Raw genomic sequence first — 14861 nt, forward strand, 5'->3', positions numbered from 1 at the left:
ATTGGTAGTTTAAAAATCGGTTAACCTCATTTTAAACATAGTAAGCTGGTTGCAAGGCGCAGCTCATCACTGCAACTGCACCTCTGCTTTTAAAGTCTATATAATCTTACGCGAATGTCTTTTTGAATGCTTTGATCGCTTCGTCTAGGCTGTCACCTTCAGGAAGTTTACCAGTCGTTTTGATTGCATCAAGAACGTCTTTAGAGTTCGCTTCCATGTGAGCGTAAAGCGCTTCTTCAAAGCGATTTACATCTTCAACAGCTACATCATCGATGTAACCACGAGTCAATGCATAAAGGATGGCAACTTGGTGCTCAACTTTTAGTGGCTTGTGAAGTCCTTGCTTAAGTACTTCAACTGTACGTGCACCACGGTTAAGTTTTGCTTGAGTTGCTTTATCAAGGTCAGATCCGAACTGAGCGAATGCTTCTAGTTCACGGTATGAAGCAAGATCTAGACGAAGTGTACCAGATACTTTACTCATCGCTTTGATCTGAGCTGCTCCCCCTACACGAGAAACGGAGATACCTGCGTTGATCGCCGGACGAACTCCGGAGAAGAACAAGTCAGATTGTAAGAAGATCTGTCCGTCTGTGATAGAGATAACGTTTGTTGGAATATAAGCAGATACGTCAGATGCTTGCGTTTCAATGAACGGAAGCGCTGTGATCGATCCGCCACCTAGCTCGTCATTCAACTTCGCTGCACGCTCTAACAAGCGAGAGTGAAGGTAGAATACGTCCCCTGGATAAGCTTCGCGGCCTGGAGGACGACGAAGTAGCAAGGAAAGCTCACGGTATGCAGCAGCTTGCTTAGAAAGATCATCATAAATGATCAATACGTGCTTGCCAGCCCACATGAATTCTTCAGCCATAGATACCCCAGCATAAGGAGCTAGGAACAACATTGGTGCAGGTTGAGAAGCTGATGCTGATACAACGATCGTGTAATCAAGCGCTCCGTGTGCACGAAGTGTTTCTACAACGCCTGCAACTGTTGATTCTTTTTGACCGATCGCTACATAGATACAGATCATATCTTGATCTTTTTGGTTAAGGATCGTATCGATCGCTACAGCTGTTTTACCTGTTTGACGGTCACCGATGATAAGCTCACGTTGTCCGCGTCCGATTGGCACAAGTGCGTCAATCGCTTTAATACCTGTTTGAAGCGGCTCATGTACTGATTTACGAGCCATTACGCCTGGAGCTTTTTGCTCGATAGGACGTGTTTTTGTAGTAGCAATTGGACCTTTGCCATCGATAGGCTGTCCAAGAGGGTTAACTACACGGCCAAGAAGCTCTTCACCTACAGGAACTTCCATGATACGTCCTGTACGTTTTACTTCGTCACCTTCACGAATCTCTTGGTAAGGCCCAAGAATGATGATACCTACGTTGTTTTCTTCAAGGTTTTGGGCCATACCCATTACACCGTTAGAAAATTCAACTAGCTCACCAGCCATAACGTTATCTAATCCATGGGCACGGGCAATACCGTCACCGACCTGGATAACTGTACCCACATCATTAACTTCGATCTCAGATTGATAGTTTTCAATCTGTTTTTTAATTAAAGCACTGATTTCTTCAGCTTTAATGCTCATGAATTTCACCCCTATCCTCTCAGCTTCCGTTAGAAGCTAATTGACGTTCCATTCGATTCAACTTTCCGCTGATGCTTCCGTCAAAAATACGGTTGCCAATGCGGATCTTAATTCCTCCAACAAGAGAAGAATCTACAATATTATTAATGCGCAACGCTCTTTTGCCGACTCGGGCAGCAAACGTTTGCTCCAACTTCTGTATCTCTGAGTCTGATAAAGGACGTACAGAATATACATTTGCGTCGGCAATGCCTTGTGCCTCATTTGCTAATTCAATGAACTGCGCTGCCATCTCTGTGATGTATGTGTAACGGTTACGGTCTACCATCAGATAGATCGTGTTCATTACAGCAGTAGAAAGTTCAGCTCCAACGCTCTCTTTGATCAAAGCTTTCTTTTGATCTTTTGATACTTTTGGATGTGATAGAACTTTTTGAAGCTCTTTGTTAAGCTCCAGTACGTTCTTCACAAGACGCAATTCTGAAACTGTATCTTCAAGTTTCGTAACACCAACTACTTCAAATAGTGCTAATGCATAACGTTTTGCTACGATTGCTTGATCTTTGCTCATCGAGACTCGCCTACCTCTTGAAGGTATTCGTTAATAAGCTTCTCCTGAGAGCTCTCATCAAGTTCTTTTGCAATAACTTTAGAAGCGATCTTAACGGATAGAGCAGCAACTTCTTGACGAAGTGTAGCAACCGCTTTTTCTTTTTCAGAAGCGATCTCAGCTAATGCAGCTTCTTTCACACGCTCAGCTTCATCACGAGATGCTTTAATGATTGCTTCACCTTGTGCTTCGCCTTGCTTTTTAGCATTGTCGATAATAGACTTTGCTTCTTCTTTTGCTTTCTTTAACTCAGCAACTTGAGATTCAAGATAGCTCTTAGCTTCTTGACGGGATTTTTCAGCCGCATCAATTTCGCTGTTGATATGTGATTGGCGCTCCTTCATGATTCCCATTAACGGGCCCCATGCGAATTTACGCAATAATACTAGTAGGATTAAAAATGCAGCTAATTGGTAAAGGATATCACCTGTGTTCAGGCCTCCACCTGCAGCAGCACCTAGAATTAAGTTTTGCACACCATTTCCTCCCTTCAATCAATCATACATAAGGAATGGCGAAGGGTAGTCCCTCAACGGAAACTTGCTTCGCCATTATAGAAATCGTAATAAACAGTGGTTGTTTTAAGGATTAAGAACCAAGCGCGATGAACGCGATAACCACACCGATGATTGGAAGTGCCTCAACTAATGCAACCCCGATGAACATTGTTGTTTGAAGAGTACCACGTAGTTCTGGTTGACGAGCGATCCCCTCAACTGTACGTCCTACGATCAAACCGTTACCAATACCAGCACCAAGTGCCGCTAGACCTACCGCGATTGCAGCTGCAATAAGATTCATGATAAAATTTCTCCCTTCTGAATTCCCTTAAAGTTTTTATGAAAATGGGCTTCTATGTATAGAAGCTTGATATTTCCTAAAGATTAGTGATCGTGACTTACTTTATGTGCCAAGTAAACCATTGTTAGCATCGTGAAGATAAATGCTTGGATCGCACCAACGAATACTGAGAAGCCTTGCCACACGATTAGTGGGAAGATTCCAAGTACGCCAGCAAAAATACCCATCTTAGTCAAACCTACTAATAGACCTAAAAGCATCTCACCTGCGAAGATGTTACCGTAAAGACGAAGACCAAGCGTTAATGTGTTCGCAAACTCTTCAATAATCTTTAATGGGAACAAGAACTTCATCGGCTTGAAGAATTCAGCTCCATATTCCTTGACCCCTTTCATTCTCACACCGTAATAGTGTGATAGCGCCACTACCATAACTGCTAGAGTCAAAGTAATAGTTGGGTCTGCAGTAGGGGATTTCCACCATAGATTATGGTCGACTACTACTGCAAAAGGTAATCCCAGCATGTTGGCAACGAAAATGTACATGATTAATGTAAGTCCTAAAGCTAAAAAGCGTCCGCCCGTATGCCAATCCATTGTGCTGTTGATGATTCCTTTTACGAAATCGACTACCCATTCAAGGAAGTTTTGCATTCCTCCTGGTCGCATTGACAGGGTTCGAGTAGCGAGTACCGCAATAAGGAAAACAATAACGGATGAAACTGTGATCATCAGTACGTTTGACAGGTTAAATGTCAAACCTAGAAAATCTCTTGTAACTGCACCATGTTCCACCTATGTTCACCTCTTTTCCTTTGGAGTACGTGTAACTTGAGTTAGTGAATCTATTAACATGATAATGTAGACTGACATCAATCCCACTACCACACTTAATAAATGAATATGTTCCGGGTATTTCATCGCGATGAGCACCGCTAACCCTGCAAAGAGGAGCCTAGAAAGTGAACCGAGTGTTTTCACTCTTTTCTGCTGAATCACTGCTTGTCCCATGCGGTCAATCTTTGAATACATGCTCCAAAGATTGTAGAGGCTAAAAGCAGTTCCTAGAGCTAGTCCTAAAAAGATAGCTTTGTAAGGAGTGACAGCATAACCGACGAAAAAAAGAGAGAGAAGATATAATGTGTACTTTATGTATTTAAAAAACACCGATTTGTACTCATTCATCATTGCCCGTCCCCTGAAAACTTCGATATTAAGCGGATCATCCCGTAAACACCTGTTCCAAGACCTAGAAACAACCCGATGATAAGGAAGATTGGAAATTCATTGCCGACTTTCTCGTCCAGCCATTTCCCTCCAAAAAGTCCAACTAAGATACATCCAACAAGCTGAGAAAGAATGCCAGACATTAAAGCCATCGCTTTATAAGGGCGTTTCCCGTTGCTCATATCGTATGGACTCCTTCCTTCTGGAAATTTGGTAATAATTTTCTTGAAAACCCTTGTAAACACAAGAATGTAAACCTTACCATATTCCCTTTGTAAGAATACAATAGTGCCATTTCTATGTCAACGACTTCCGGGACGGTTTATTAAATAAATTGTGGAAATTTTGTGGCTTGTTTCAATGGTTTATTATTCACTTTGTTTACTACTTTTGCCTGTGGTTTCCATATTCCTGAATAAATCACCCTATTTGATAAATACTTACATTAAATATATGGAAGGAGCTTGTTCGACATGAAACAAAAAATAATTATTTTCTTTGCGTTGACCGGAATTTTGGTAGCTGGCGGCTGCATGAACAATGACAAAAAGCCTACAGAAGAATCTACAGATATGAGAAATAATGTGGAAAACGAGCGTACAAAACCATTGAACGTTCAATATAACGACCAGACCCCGTCAGAAGATTTAAATTCATCTGTGACACAAAAAGACTATGCAAAATGGGGCAAGATGGCTCTAGCCGAAACGAAAAAGAAATATCCGAACAGTGATGTGAGTGATTATCAGTATGATACACGCCGCGTGAGCCCGGATGGCACCATCTCAGATTTTTTTGATTTTACGGTGTATGAGAACGGAAAGAAACGTGTCGTCAAAGTCGGTGTGATGCATACGGATGAAAAGCTTGTGGATATGAAGGTTGAAGAGTTGAATTGATTTTAGGTTAGTTAGTGGACTAGGAAGAGTTATGAACGTTGATGTATAGGCACGTTAAGGCTGACGACGGGAATTTGTCAGCTTTTTTGCTGTTTTTACGGTACGTGTTTTTATATTTATTACACGTTCACCGCTAAACTTCGAGTTTCCACCTGTAAATGATCGCTGACCACCTGAGATGAGCCTGTTTTCACCTGTAACTTCATCTCGACCACCTGAAAACTCGTCCACACCACCGCTAAACACGTTTTTCAATAAAAAAAACTGACTCATGAGAGGCAATTATCACCTTATCACAAGTCAGTTTTGGCTTTTAATGATTATTTTGTTCCGAACAAACGGTCTCCAGCGTCGCCTAGACCTGGAACGATGTAACCATGGTCGTTTAATTTTTCATCAAGTGCTGCTAAGAAAATATCAACGTCAGGGTGCTCGTCCTGAATCACTTTAACACCTTCTGGAGCTGCCACTAAACACATAAGCTTAATGTTTTTAGCACCGCGTTTCTTGATCGATTCAATCGCTGCTGCTGCAGATCCACCTGTTGCAAGCATCGGGTCGATCACGATGAAATCACGCTCTTCTACGTCAGAAGGAAGCTTCACGTAATATTCAATCGGCGTTAACGTTTCAGGATCACGGTAAAGTCCAACGTGTCCAACTTTTGCTGCTGGAATAAGTTTAAGGATTCCGTCTACCATTCCAAGTCCTGCACGAAGGATCGGTACTAGCCCTAACTTTTTCCCAGCGATCGTTTTCATAGTTGCTTCGGCAACCGGCGTTTTCACCGTTACCTCTTGCAATGGAAGATCACGTGTAATTTCAAAAGCCATAAGCCCAGCTACTTCATCAACAAGTTCACGAAATTCTTTCGTACCCGTACGTTCGTCACGGATGTATGTTAATTTATGCTGAATTAACGGATGATCAAGGACATATACCTCACTCATGTTTTAAGCACCTCTCCTTATGTAACATTTATTTTCGTTCAAAAAGCATCTCTAGCATTGTACAGAAAAACGACCTTTACTTCAAGGAAAATCAGCACAGAAACGATAGTTTTCTAACTCCAAATTTTACATATAAACTCCTTTACTACTATTCCCTGAATTCAGACGTGAAATCCTGAAAAAGTTGGTGCGGGTGCAGTACCCATTTGAAGTTTACTGTCCACTTCGGCATAAATACTGTCGACTTTTCGCATTTTACTGTCCACTTCCATCATAATACTGTCCACTTTTCACAATTTACTGTCCACTTCCGTCATAATTCTGTCCACTCAGTTTTTCCACACAACAAAAAAACACCCACTCCACACGAATGGATGCTTTCACATAATGTTAATTATCCCTACTCTTTCGCTTTCAACTCTGTATAAATAACCAATCTCTCTTCATGTGTGCCTTCATCACGATTAAAGTTACCCGTGCACGTGATTAAGTTCAGCTTGCTGCCATACGAATAGTCGAATATTTTATCAACAGGCGCATTTTTTCTGTCGTATTTTTCTTTTCCCGTTACTTCAAAGGTTAATGTTTTTCCCTCTTTATCCTTCACAATCACTTCATCGCCTTTTTCAAGGTCTTCTAGCTTGTAAAACACGGCCGGACCCGTCTTACTGTCAACATGCCCTGCCATTACAGCATTTCCTGGTGATCCAGGTTTCGCTCCATCACCAAACCAGCCAACGGTATCCATTCCTTTTGGAACACCCATCTGGCCATTTTCTAACGTACCCACTTTTTCGATTTCGGTATTGATTCCTAACGCTGGAATTTCAATCGTAGAAGGTGTGATCCCTTCTGTATCTGCCTTTAACTTTAAGCCTTCAGGCGGTGTTAGTTCCGTTGATGAGGAAGCGACTTCTTCCTGTTGCTCTTGTTTTTTCTCAGGTTCCGCAGATTGTTTAGAGCTCTCACTTTTTACTTGATCCTCTGCATTTGAACAGCCGCTTGCGATCAGCATACTCAGCAAAATACTAGCAAGTAATTTTTTCATAAAGAACCTTCCTTTCCATCTTCAATAGATAGAAAAGATGGAGGACAGAATTGCCCTCCACTCTTAACCTCTTATCTCTTATCCTTAATCTCTTAAGAATTGTTCGTCGCTTTTCTACGAAGAATCATCGCTGTTGTTGCTGAAGCTAGGATCAAGCCGAACATGCTCCAAAGGATAGCGTCATTTGATGTTTGGCTCATTCCGCCCATACCTGTTTTCGGCATATCAGATGGCTTTTGGCCCGCAAACTTATCTGGGAATTGATCAACGATCGCACCAGATAGGGATTGTCCTACTCCGAACATGTGTGCATAAGCTTCAGAGATGTTCTTGTAAGCAGCTGGATAATCTTTTCCTGTATAGCTGTTAAATGCTGCTAGTAATTGATCGATGTGTACTTTTAATCCTTCTTCTAGATCAGCCGCTTTTAGGCGTCCTTCAGTTGCCGTATCTAAGAATTTAGCTTGTTCCATACGATACTCATCGAGCTCAGCGATCGCTTGCTTTTTGCCTTCTTCGTTCTTTTCTGCTGTAGCTGTTACATAGTCAACGAAGTATCCGATATGGCTGCTCCAGATCTCTTTAAATTGCGCTGCACCTTCTGCACCATATACAGATTCAACTGCTGCTGTGATGTCATCTGTGTTTTCGCTCAGTTCAGCTGCCGCTGCTTCAAAGTCTTTCGCGCCATCGATTCCTTTTTGCATCGTTAATGCCGCCAAGGCTGCATGGGCAGAGAACACACTGTTCAAGTCAGCACGAAGATCAGCTGCAGGTGTATCTACTGATTTATTTTCAAATTTGTCAGGGAACTGATCTGTGATCGCCCATGAAAGACCTTTACCTGTCATGAACATGTGGTGCATCGCTTCTGAAATGTTGTCATACGCTTTGTCGTAGTCGCCCGTTCTGTAGCTTTCAAACGCCCAGATCAATTGGTCGATGTGTACTTTTAAACCTTCTTCTAGATCAGCCGCTTTTAATCTACCTTCTGTTGCTTTATCTAGGAAGTCAGCTTGTGTTGTACGGTATTTATCCAGTTCTGCAAGAGCTTGTTTTCTTCCTTCTTCATTATTTTCAGCTGTTGCTGTTACATAATCTACGAAATAGCCGATGTGGCTGCTCCAGATTTCTTTAAATTGATTTCCAGCTTCTTCTCCATAAACAGATCCTACTGCTTTGGATAGTGCCTCTGTATTTTGGTTCAGCTGTCCTGCCGCTGCTTCAAAATCCTCTTTTCCGTCAATTCCTTTTTGCATCGCTACTACAGCTAGGAATGCATGCTCTGAAAGAAGAGTATCCAATGATGCGCGAAGATCGATTGCTGGGTTTGAAACTTCTGCTGACATAGGTCCCTTGCTATGGTTCTCATGACCATGTGCATTTGCCACTGAGAATGTTGGTATTAGTAGTGAAACACTTAACGGTACGGCTAAAAGTGCTTTTTTCATTTTCATTTAAATCTCTCCTTTTTAGTTAATTTCAATAAGCTAACGGAGAGAATTTTATTTTGGATCACTCTTATACAAAATTTTTTTGGATTTATGTCGAAAATAAAAAAGTATCGGCGGCAACGATATATCCGACCCATACTTTTTCAAAGATTTATATTCTATTATTCAGCTTTTCCACTCCACTTAAAAAACACAGATGACAACACGATCGATACAAGCGCGATACAGCTTAATACGAGAACAGGCGTCCAATTCTCCCACAAAGGGGAGGTGTTCCATGTGGCACGGAGCAGTTCGATCACATAGTAAAGAGGTAGAATCTTTGCGATATATTGCAACACATCAGGCATCATCTCTAACGGAAATGTAGCTCCTGACAAAAACAGCATAAGGTTAAGAAAAAGTGAGCTGATCGCTGCGGCTGTTCCTACGTTTTTTGCTAAGGATGTTAAAAAGAGTGCGAACGGAAAGAACGCCAGAATGCTGAGCAATAAAGCGACTAGCGTACTTCCTAAATAAACAGGTGCATGAAGGTCGAACATGAGTGTTCCGAACACCACAAGAACGACTGCTGAGAAGCAAAAGATCACCGTACCTTGAATCGTGTGGGCAAAGAGAATCTTCCACGGAGCGAGCGGTGTCGATTGATATCGGCGAAGAACCCCTGTTTCACGATATCCGGTAAGGACCGTTCCTAGTGTGAAAAAAGCGGTCGTCACGATATTTACCCCAATCCATGAGGGAATGTAGAGACTCGCAAAAGAAAACCCTTCAGGAGCTTGGTTCTCAAACATCGAACCGAATAACCAAATCATAAGTACGGGGAACAGAAACGTCCAAAACACCTGGAGCTTATCTCGAAAAAACATCTTCGTCTCAAGTACTGTTAGTTGCCATAGAGCCGTCATGCAGATTCCCCTCCTTGTAGGTAATGAACAAACAAGTCATCGAGCGTACCTCGTTCGAATTTGTAATCGGAGATATGATAGTTTTCTTCATGTGCCATTTTAAATAAGTTATATGAACAAGATTGAAGATCCTCAGTATAAAGCTTGAACGCATCTAGCTCTTCATCATGTTCCACTCTTATAACACCGTTCATCTGATGAACCTGAGCGACAGGAAAATCTGGACTTCGGAAGCTGATGAAGTGAGAAGAGATGTCTTCTACCAATCGGCTCGGATCATCTAATGCACGCAATTCTCCGTTATAGATCATCGCAACCCTATCACAAAGCTTTTCCGCTTCTTCCATGTAATGCGTGGTTACAACAATGGTCGTCCCTCTATCTCGTAGCGAACAAATAATGTTCCACATCTCTCTCCTTGCATGCGGATCGAGTCCCATGCTCGGCTCGTCTAAAAAAATGATCTCGGGTTCATGTAAAGTAGCTAGCGCTAATGTTAATCGCTGTTTCTGGCCACCAGATAGGTCATCAAAGTATGTATCCATCTTCTCCTCTAACCCCAGCAGTTTGAGCATCTCATCATTCGCATTGTTTTTATTGTAGATCGCCGCAAACAACTTTAGTGCTTCTTTTACTTTCATTTTCTTTTGTATCGAAGTTGCCTGAAACTGAACACCAATGCGATGGTTCAACACCTTCCGATCTTTTTCCGGGTTCATGCCCAAAATAGAGACCTCGCCGCTATCTTTTTTGCGAAGACCTTCCATGATCTCGATCGTGGTCGTTTTACCGGCTCCATTTGGTCCGATGATTCCAAATATTTCACCCTTTTTAACAGAAAAAGAAAGATTATTTACTGCTTTTTTCGTTCCGTAGGATTTCATAAGTGAGCGTACTATGATTACGTCTTCCACGTTATCACTCCTTTACCTTAATTTAACAATACGAGAATAACTGTCAATAGTTTCATCTTATTTCTAACGGGACAAAATCATGTTAAAAAACAGAAAAACCCCTCTGCTGTGTGCAGAGAGGTCTTCATCAAATGTATTTTATTCGTACAACTTATATTTACCAGCAAGCTTCTCAACGCGTGTCTCAGCATCTTTCAACACTGATTCGTCTTCGATGTTCTTTAACACCGACGCCATGATTGAAGCGATCTCGTCCATATCTTCTTCAACAAAACCACGTGACGTTACCGCAGCTGTTCCAATACGAATACCGCTCGTTACGAACGGACTTTCTTTATCAAACGGAATCGTGTTCTTATTAACTGTGATTCCGATATCATCCAATGCTTTTTCAGCCACTTTTCCTGTTAGCGCAAGTTCACTCACATTGATCAGAATCAAGTGATTGTCTGTACCATCAGAAACAAGAGTGATGCCTTCTTTTTTCAAAGACTCTGCTAAGCGTTTCGCGTTCTTCACGATCTGCTCTGCGTAGCTCTTGAACTCATCTGTTAATACTTCCCCAAAGGATACGGCTTTTGCTGCGATAACGTGCATCAAAGGACCACCTTGGATACCAGGGAAGATCGATTTATCAATTTTTTTCGCGAACTCTTCTTTACAAAGAATCATACCGCCACGAGGGCCGCGAAGTGTTTTATGTGTAGTTGTTGTTACAAAATCTGCATAAGGAACTGGATTCTGGTGTAGGCCTGCTGCAACTAAACCTGCAATGTGGGCCATATCCACCATTAGGTAAGCTTCAACTTCGTCAGCGATCTCGCGGAACTTTGCAAAATCAATCGCACGCGGATACGCGCTCGCTCCTGCTACGATCAGCTTTGGACGGTGCTCTAGTGCTTTTTGACGAACATCTTCATAATCGATAACATTCTTCTCTGCATCTACGCCATATTCCACAAAGTTATATTGAATGCCAGAAAAGTTAACGGCACTTCCGTGTGTTAAGTGACCGCCATGAGAAAGGTTCATACCCAATACGGTGTCGCCTTGCTCGAGGATCGTAAAGTATACAGCCATGTTTGCTTGCGCACCTGAGTGAGGTTGAACATTAGCGTGTTCAGCACCGAAGATTTCCTTCGCGCGGTCTCTCGCTAGGTTTTCAACTACATCCACGTGTTCACATCCGCCATAATAGCGTTTGGATGGGTAGCCTTCTGCATATTTATTCGTAAGTACTGAGCCTTGCGCTTCCATTACGGCTTGACTTACAAAGTTTTCAGAAGCAATCAATTCGATTTTTGTACGCTGGCGGTGCAATTCATCCATGATGGATTGGTAGACTTCTTGATCAGCTGTTTTCAAATGGTTCAATTTCGCTTCCCCCTTACCTTATGTGAAAAATTGATTATGATTGTAACATACCCCTCTATCTTACACGTTAAGACTATAAGTTGTAAGAGGAAATGCACAAGTGTGAAAATTCATTTTATTTAAAAGGGATGAACATGGTATGATGATACATAATAGAGAGAGAGCTATTTATAAGGGGTGTTAACAACATGATGAAAAAGTGGTTTGGAGCGAGTCTCCTTATTCTTGTACTAGCTTTGGCTGGCTGCAGCGAGGAAAAAGCAAAGCCTGAGGCAAAGGAAAAAGTAGAAAAAACAGATAACGAAGATCAAAACACAAAGGATGATCTGGCTGGTCAACAAGCTGAGATCATTAAGAACATGGAAGAGAAAGCGGTTCAGTTAGACCCAAAAGCACTTGAAGCAGACCCGAAAGCATACGAAGAAAAAATCATTAAAGCCACCGGACAAGTCCTTACAGATAACGAAAAAGGAATGGGCGGAAGCTTTGAGTTCCAAGTTGGAGAGACAAAATTTAAAGTGATGAACTTTACGATGGGCAGCGGTCTTAAAGAAGGATCTAAGGTCACAGTATTCGGCAATGTTAAGACAGGTAAGGATGCTAAGACTGGCCTTCCGCTGATCAACGCGACATATATTGAATAAAAAACAAAGAGCGGGATCATTTCCCGCTCTCTTTTTTATGCTTATTTTGAAAATCATGAAGAGCTGTATATTGCGTTTGCATCGTGTCAGATAGAGATTGATATAGATGAAAGAGCTCTTCGTAGATTGTCTGGTGATCAGGATTTGGCATAATTTCTTCGTACTGCTTCGTCTCAACAGGCGCTTCTTCTAGCGTATTTGTTTCACCGATCGCGTATCGGCCGAGCAATACAGCTCCTAAGCACGAGCTCTCCGTATGTTCAGGTATGCTCACTTTTGTCTGAAAAACATCTGCCAAGATCTGTTTCCAAAGTATCGAGTTCGTAAAGCCTCCTGTTGCAAAGATCTTCACTTCTCTCTTTCCTATCTGATTCTTGATCAGTGAATAAACACTCAATAAATTTAGAATCGATCCTTCGAGCACCGCACGCACCATATGATTGTGATTATGACGAAGCGTCAGACCGATAAATGATGCTTTTGCTTGCGCATCCCATAATGGAGCTCGTTCTCCGGTTAGATAAGGAAGGAATATTAAACCTTCTGAACCCGGCTGAATCTGTTCGGCATCTTTAGACAGCTTTTCATATGCCGCACTATTATCCTCTTTTTGCAAAGTATCATGAATCCATTGAAACGCGATTCCTCCATTGTTAACCGGGCCCCCTGAAACCCAATGATTCTCCGTAAGCGGGTAACAGAACGTGCGACCCTCTGAATCAAGGATCGGTGTAGCTGATGTGGTTCGTATCGCACCGCTCGTTCCTATCGTTACTGCCACATCTCCAGGTGATATCGCACCAACACCTAGGTTGGACAACGGGCCATCCGTCGCACCGATTACGACTTTTACAGAGGAATCCAGACCTGATTTCTTCGCTAGAACGTCAGACAGCTCTTCCCAATAATAGGTGGTTGGCTGAAGGTCTGGGAGATTTTCCGGTGTGACATCTGCGAGTTTTAGCGCTTCTTCATCCCACTTTTTAGTGTGCATGTTCCAAAGACCTGTTGCAGCAGCCGATGCATGATCCGTCTGCCACTCACCGAACCAGCGATAAATTATGTAATCTTTAATCCCAACAAATTTTGCTGCTCTTTGAAAAATATCAGCACGTTCATTTTTTAACCATTGCAATTTAAAAAGTGGTGTCATCGGATGGAGAGGGACACCGGTCCGTTTATAAAGTTCAACCGCAGTTTCACCGTAATCTGATTTATAAGCTGCTACATACGGCTCACTTCGGATATCCGCCCATGTGATGCTATTTGTTAGCGGCTTACCTTCTGAATCTACTGCAATCAATGAATGCATAGCTGTGCTAAAAGAAATAAAACCGATCCTTTCTGCTAGATCTCCACTTTTTTGCACCGTTTCTCTTAACGATTCATTCACTGCTTCATAAATTTCATCCGGCTTCTGTTCGGCAGCCCCTGGCTCTTCCGACAGCAACGGATAATTTTTCGAATGATGAGCAACAGCCGCTCCATTTTCATCAAAAAGAACAACCTTCGTACTCGTTGTCCCGATATCTATTCCGATCGCATAATTTCTCAAGATCTCTTTCTCCTTTCACATAAAAAAGGAAGCAGCTCTAGTATGCCCTTCCTAAACAACACGTCATTCTACATCGCCTTTTTCATCATACTATTCAGACCAGAAAGAATCACTTAATATAGATGTAAATGAATGGTTCCTTTTTTAGGGAAGCCAGATTAGAGGAGATGGATAACGGTGACTAGTTTTAGAATTCGCCCTGTCGTAATAGAAGATTTAGAACAGTTGAAGGGTTTGATGTATCGTTACATTGTTGATTTTTACAAAGGAAAATCTCCTGAGGGATCAGCGCTGGAGGATCATATCAAGCATCTGCTCTCTTCGGTGGAAGCAGGAACCCAGTTTGTTGCTGAGTCAGAGGATGGAAGATTAGCCGGATTCGCAACCCTTTACTTCTCATTCAGTACGACTCGATTACAGAAGATCGCCATTTTGAACGATCTTTTTGTAGATGCTGAATTCCGTGGCGCGGGTTTGGGGGAGAAACTGTTTCTGCATGTTCTTGAATATACAAAAAAGGAAGGATATGCGTATATGACGTGGCAAACGGCGAGTGATAACACTTCAGCACAAGCCCTTTATAAGAAGATGGGCGGAAAAAACATCAATTCAGAGTGGATTCATTACGAGATTGAACATAACTAGAGAGATAGAGAGCTTGGCGAGTGCCAAGAAGCCGCTTAACAGGGGCTTGTTAACCGTAATCCCACACAAAGTGGCGGTGAATCCACGAGTTTTGGCTTGGAATCCACAAGTTTGAGTGGTTTATCCACGAGTTTTGCCTTTGAATCCAAAAGTTTTGGCAGTTTATCCACGAGTCTACAATCTTCGACACGTTACGACAGCCTCACTTCATCGCCCCGCACATCACA

18 protein-coding genes are annotated in these 14861 nt (G+C 42.2%); 3 read left to right on the forward strand and 15 right to left on the reverse strand.

Going from position 1 to position 14861, the window contains the following annotated elements:
• Nucleotides 1-106 precede the first annotated feature (106 nt).
• The 7 genes from atpA to ABE65_RS20045 form a co-directional block, all read right to left on the reverse strand.
• Nucleotides 107-1606, reverse strand: coding sequence for a F0F1 ATP synthase subunit alpha (atpA, locus tag ABE65_RS20015; protein WP_066398939.1), 1500 nt, complete (start codon nt 1604-1606; stop codon nt 107-109).
• Nucleotides 1607-1625: 19 nt separating this feature from the next.
• A complete protein-coding gene (locus ABE65_RS20020; protein WP_066398940.1) occupies nt 1626-2177 on the reverse strand; it encodes a F0F1 ATP synthase subunit delta in 552 nt (183 codons plus the stop codon).
• A complete protein-coding gene (gene atpF, locus ABE65_RS20025; protein WP_137791115.1) occupies nt 2174-2692 on the reverse strand; it encodes a F0F1 ATP synthase subunit B in 519 nt (172 codons plus the stop codon). Before atpF ends, ABE65_RS20020 begins: the two co-directional genes overlap by 4 nt.
• Before the next feature lie 112 nt (nt 2693-2804).
• Nucleotides 2805-3017 (reverse strand): F0F1 ATP synthase subunit C, encoded by a 213-nt coding sequence (gene atpE / locus ABE65_RS20030; RefSeq protein WP_066244772.1) that lies wholly within the window; start codon nt 3015-3017, stop codon nt 2805-2807.
• A gap of 83 nt (nt 3018-3100) precedes the next feature.
• Nucleotides 3101-3811 (reverse strand): F0F1 ATP synthase subunit A, encoded by a 711-nt coding sequence (gene atpB / locus ABE65_RS20035; protein WP_066398943.1) that lies wholly within the window; start codon nt 3809-3811, stop codon nt 3101-3103.
• 6 nt (nt 3812-3817) lie between these two features.
• Nucleotides 3818-4204, reverse strand: a complete 387-nt coding sequence (locus ABE65_RS20040; RefSeq protein ID WP_156499223.1) for an ATP synthase subunit I — start codon at nt 4202-4204, stop codon at nt 3818-3820.
• Entirely contained in the window at nt 4201-4425 is a 225-nt protein-coding gene (locus tag ABE65_RS20045) for an AtpZ/AtpI family protein (protein WP_066244770.1), read from the reverse strand. The genes ABE65_RS20040 and ABE65_RS20045 overlap by 4 nt, the downstream gene beginning before the upstream one ends.
• Before the next feature lie 291 nt (nt 4426-4716).
• Here ABE65_RS20045 and ABE65_RS20050 point away from each other — a divergent pair, with 291 nt between their 5' ends.
• Nucleotides 4717-5142 carry a DUF3889 domain-containing protein gene (locus ABE65_RS20050; RefSeq protein ID WP_066398944.1) on the forward strand — a complete coding sequence of 142 codons (426 nt, stop codon included), beginning with the start codon at nt 4717-4719 and terminating at the stop codon, nt 5140-5142.
• Between the two features lie 54 nt (nt 5143-5196).
• Here the strand turns inward: ABE65_RS20050 and ABE65_RS20055 are convergent, their stop codons facing one another.
• The 7 genes from ABE65_RS20055 to glyA form a co-directional block, all read right to left on the reverse strand.
• Nucleotides 5197-5415 carry a hypothetical protein gene (locus ABE65_RS20055; protein ID WP_066398950.1) on the reverse strand — a complete coding sequence of 73 codons (219 nt, stop codon included), beginning with the start codon at nt 5413-5415 and terminating at the stop codon, nt 5197-5199.
• Between the two features lie 47 nt (nt 5416-5462).
• Nucleotides 5463-6092: a uracil phosphoribosyltransferase gene (gene upp, locus ABE65_RS20060; protein WP_066398955.1), complete on the reverse strand. Its 630-nt coding sequence runs from the start codon at nt 6090-6092 to the stop codon at nt 5463-5465.
• A gap of 400 nt (nt 6093-6492) precedes the next feature.
• The gene (locus ABE65_RS20065) at nt 6493-7140 is read right to left on the reverse strand and encodes a class F sortase (protein WP_066398958.1); all 648 of its coding nucleotides are present in this window, start codon (nt 7138-7140) and stop codon (nt 6493-6495) included.
• A gap of 92 nt (nt 7141-7232) precedes the next feature.
• A complete protein-coding gene (locus tag ABE65_RS20070) occupies nt 7233-8597 on the reverse strand; it encodes a copper amine oxidase (protein WP_066398960.1) in 1365 nt (454 codons plus the stop codon).
• 158 nt (nt 8598-8755) lie between these two features.
• Entirely contained in the window at nt 8756-9502 is a 747-nt protein-coding gene (locus ABE65_RS20075) for an ABC transporter permease (RefSeq protein ID WP_066398962.1), read from the reverse strand.
• Nucleotides 9499-10416, reverse strand: a complete 918-nt coding sequence (locus ABE65_RS20080) for an ABC transporter ATP-binding protein (RefSeq protein WP_066398966.1) — start codon at nt 10414-10416, stop codon at nt 9499-9501. The genes ABE65_RS20075 and ABE65_RS20080 overlap by 4 nt, the downstream gene beginning before the upstream one ends.
• 138 nt (nt 10417-10554) lie before the next feature.
• On the reverse strand, nt 10555-11790 hold the full coding sequence (gene glyA, locus ABE65_RS20085) for a serine hydroxymethyltransferase (RefSeq protein ID WP_066398968.1): 1236 nt from the start codon (nt 11788-11790) through the stop codon (nt 10555-10557).
• Between the two features lie 188 nt (nt 11791-11978).
• Between glyA and ABE65_RS20090 the strand changes: the two genes are divergently transcribed.
• Complete coding sequence (locus ABE65_RS20090) at nt 11979-12434, forward strand: hypothetical protein (RefSeq protein ID WP_066398969.1); 456 nt, start codon at nt 11979-11981, stop codon at nt 12432-12434.
• 16 nt (nt 12435-12450) lie between these two features.
• Here ABE65_RS20090 and ABE65_RS20095 read toward each other — a convergent pair whose 3' ends face one another.
• Complete coding sequence (locus ABE65_RS20095) at nt 12451-13989, reverse strand: gluconokinase (RefSeq protein ID WP_066398970.1); 1539 nt, start codon at nt 13987-13989, stop codon at nt 12451-12453.
• Nucleotides 13990-14166: 177 nt separating this feature from the next.
• On the opposite strand from ABE65_RS20095, the gene ABE65_RS20100 reads away from it, so the two are divergent.
• Nucleotides 14167-14634: a GNAT family N-acetyltransferase gene (locus ABE65_RS20100; RefSeq protein WP_156499224.1), complete on the forward strand. Its 468-nt coding sequence runs from the start codon at nt 14167-14169 to the stop codon at nt 14632-14634.
• Nucleotides 14635-14861: the final 227 nt, after the last annotated feature.

Source organism: Fictibacillus phosphorivorans (genome assembly GCF_001629705.1).
In the GTDB taxonomy this organism is placed as follows: domain Bacteria; phylum Bacillota; class Bacilli; order Bacillales; family Fictibacillaceae; genus Fictibacillus; species Fictibacillus phosphorivorans_A.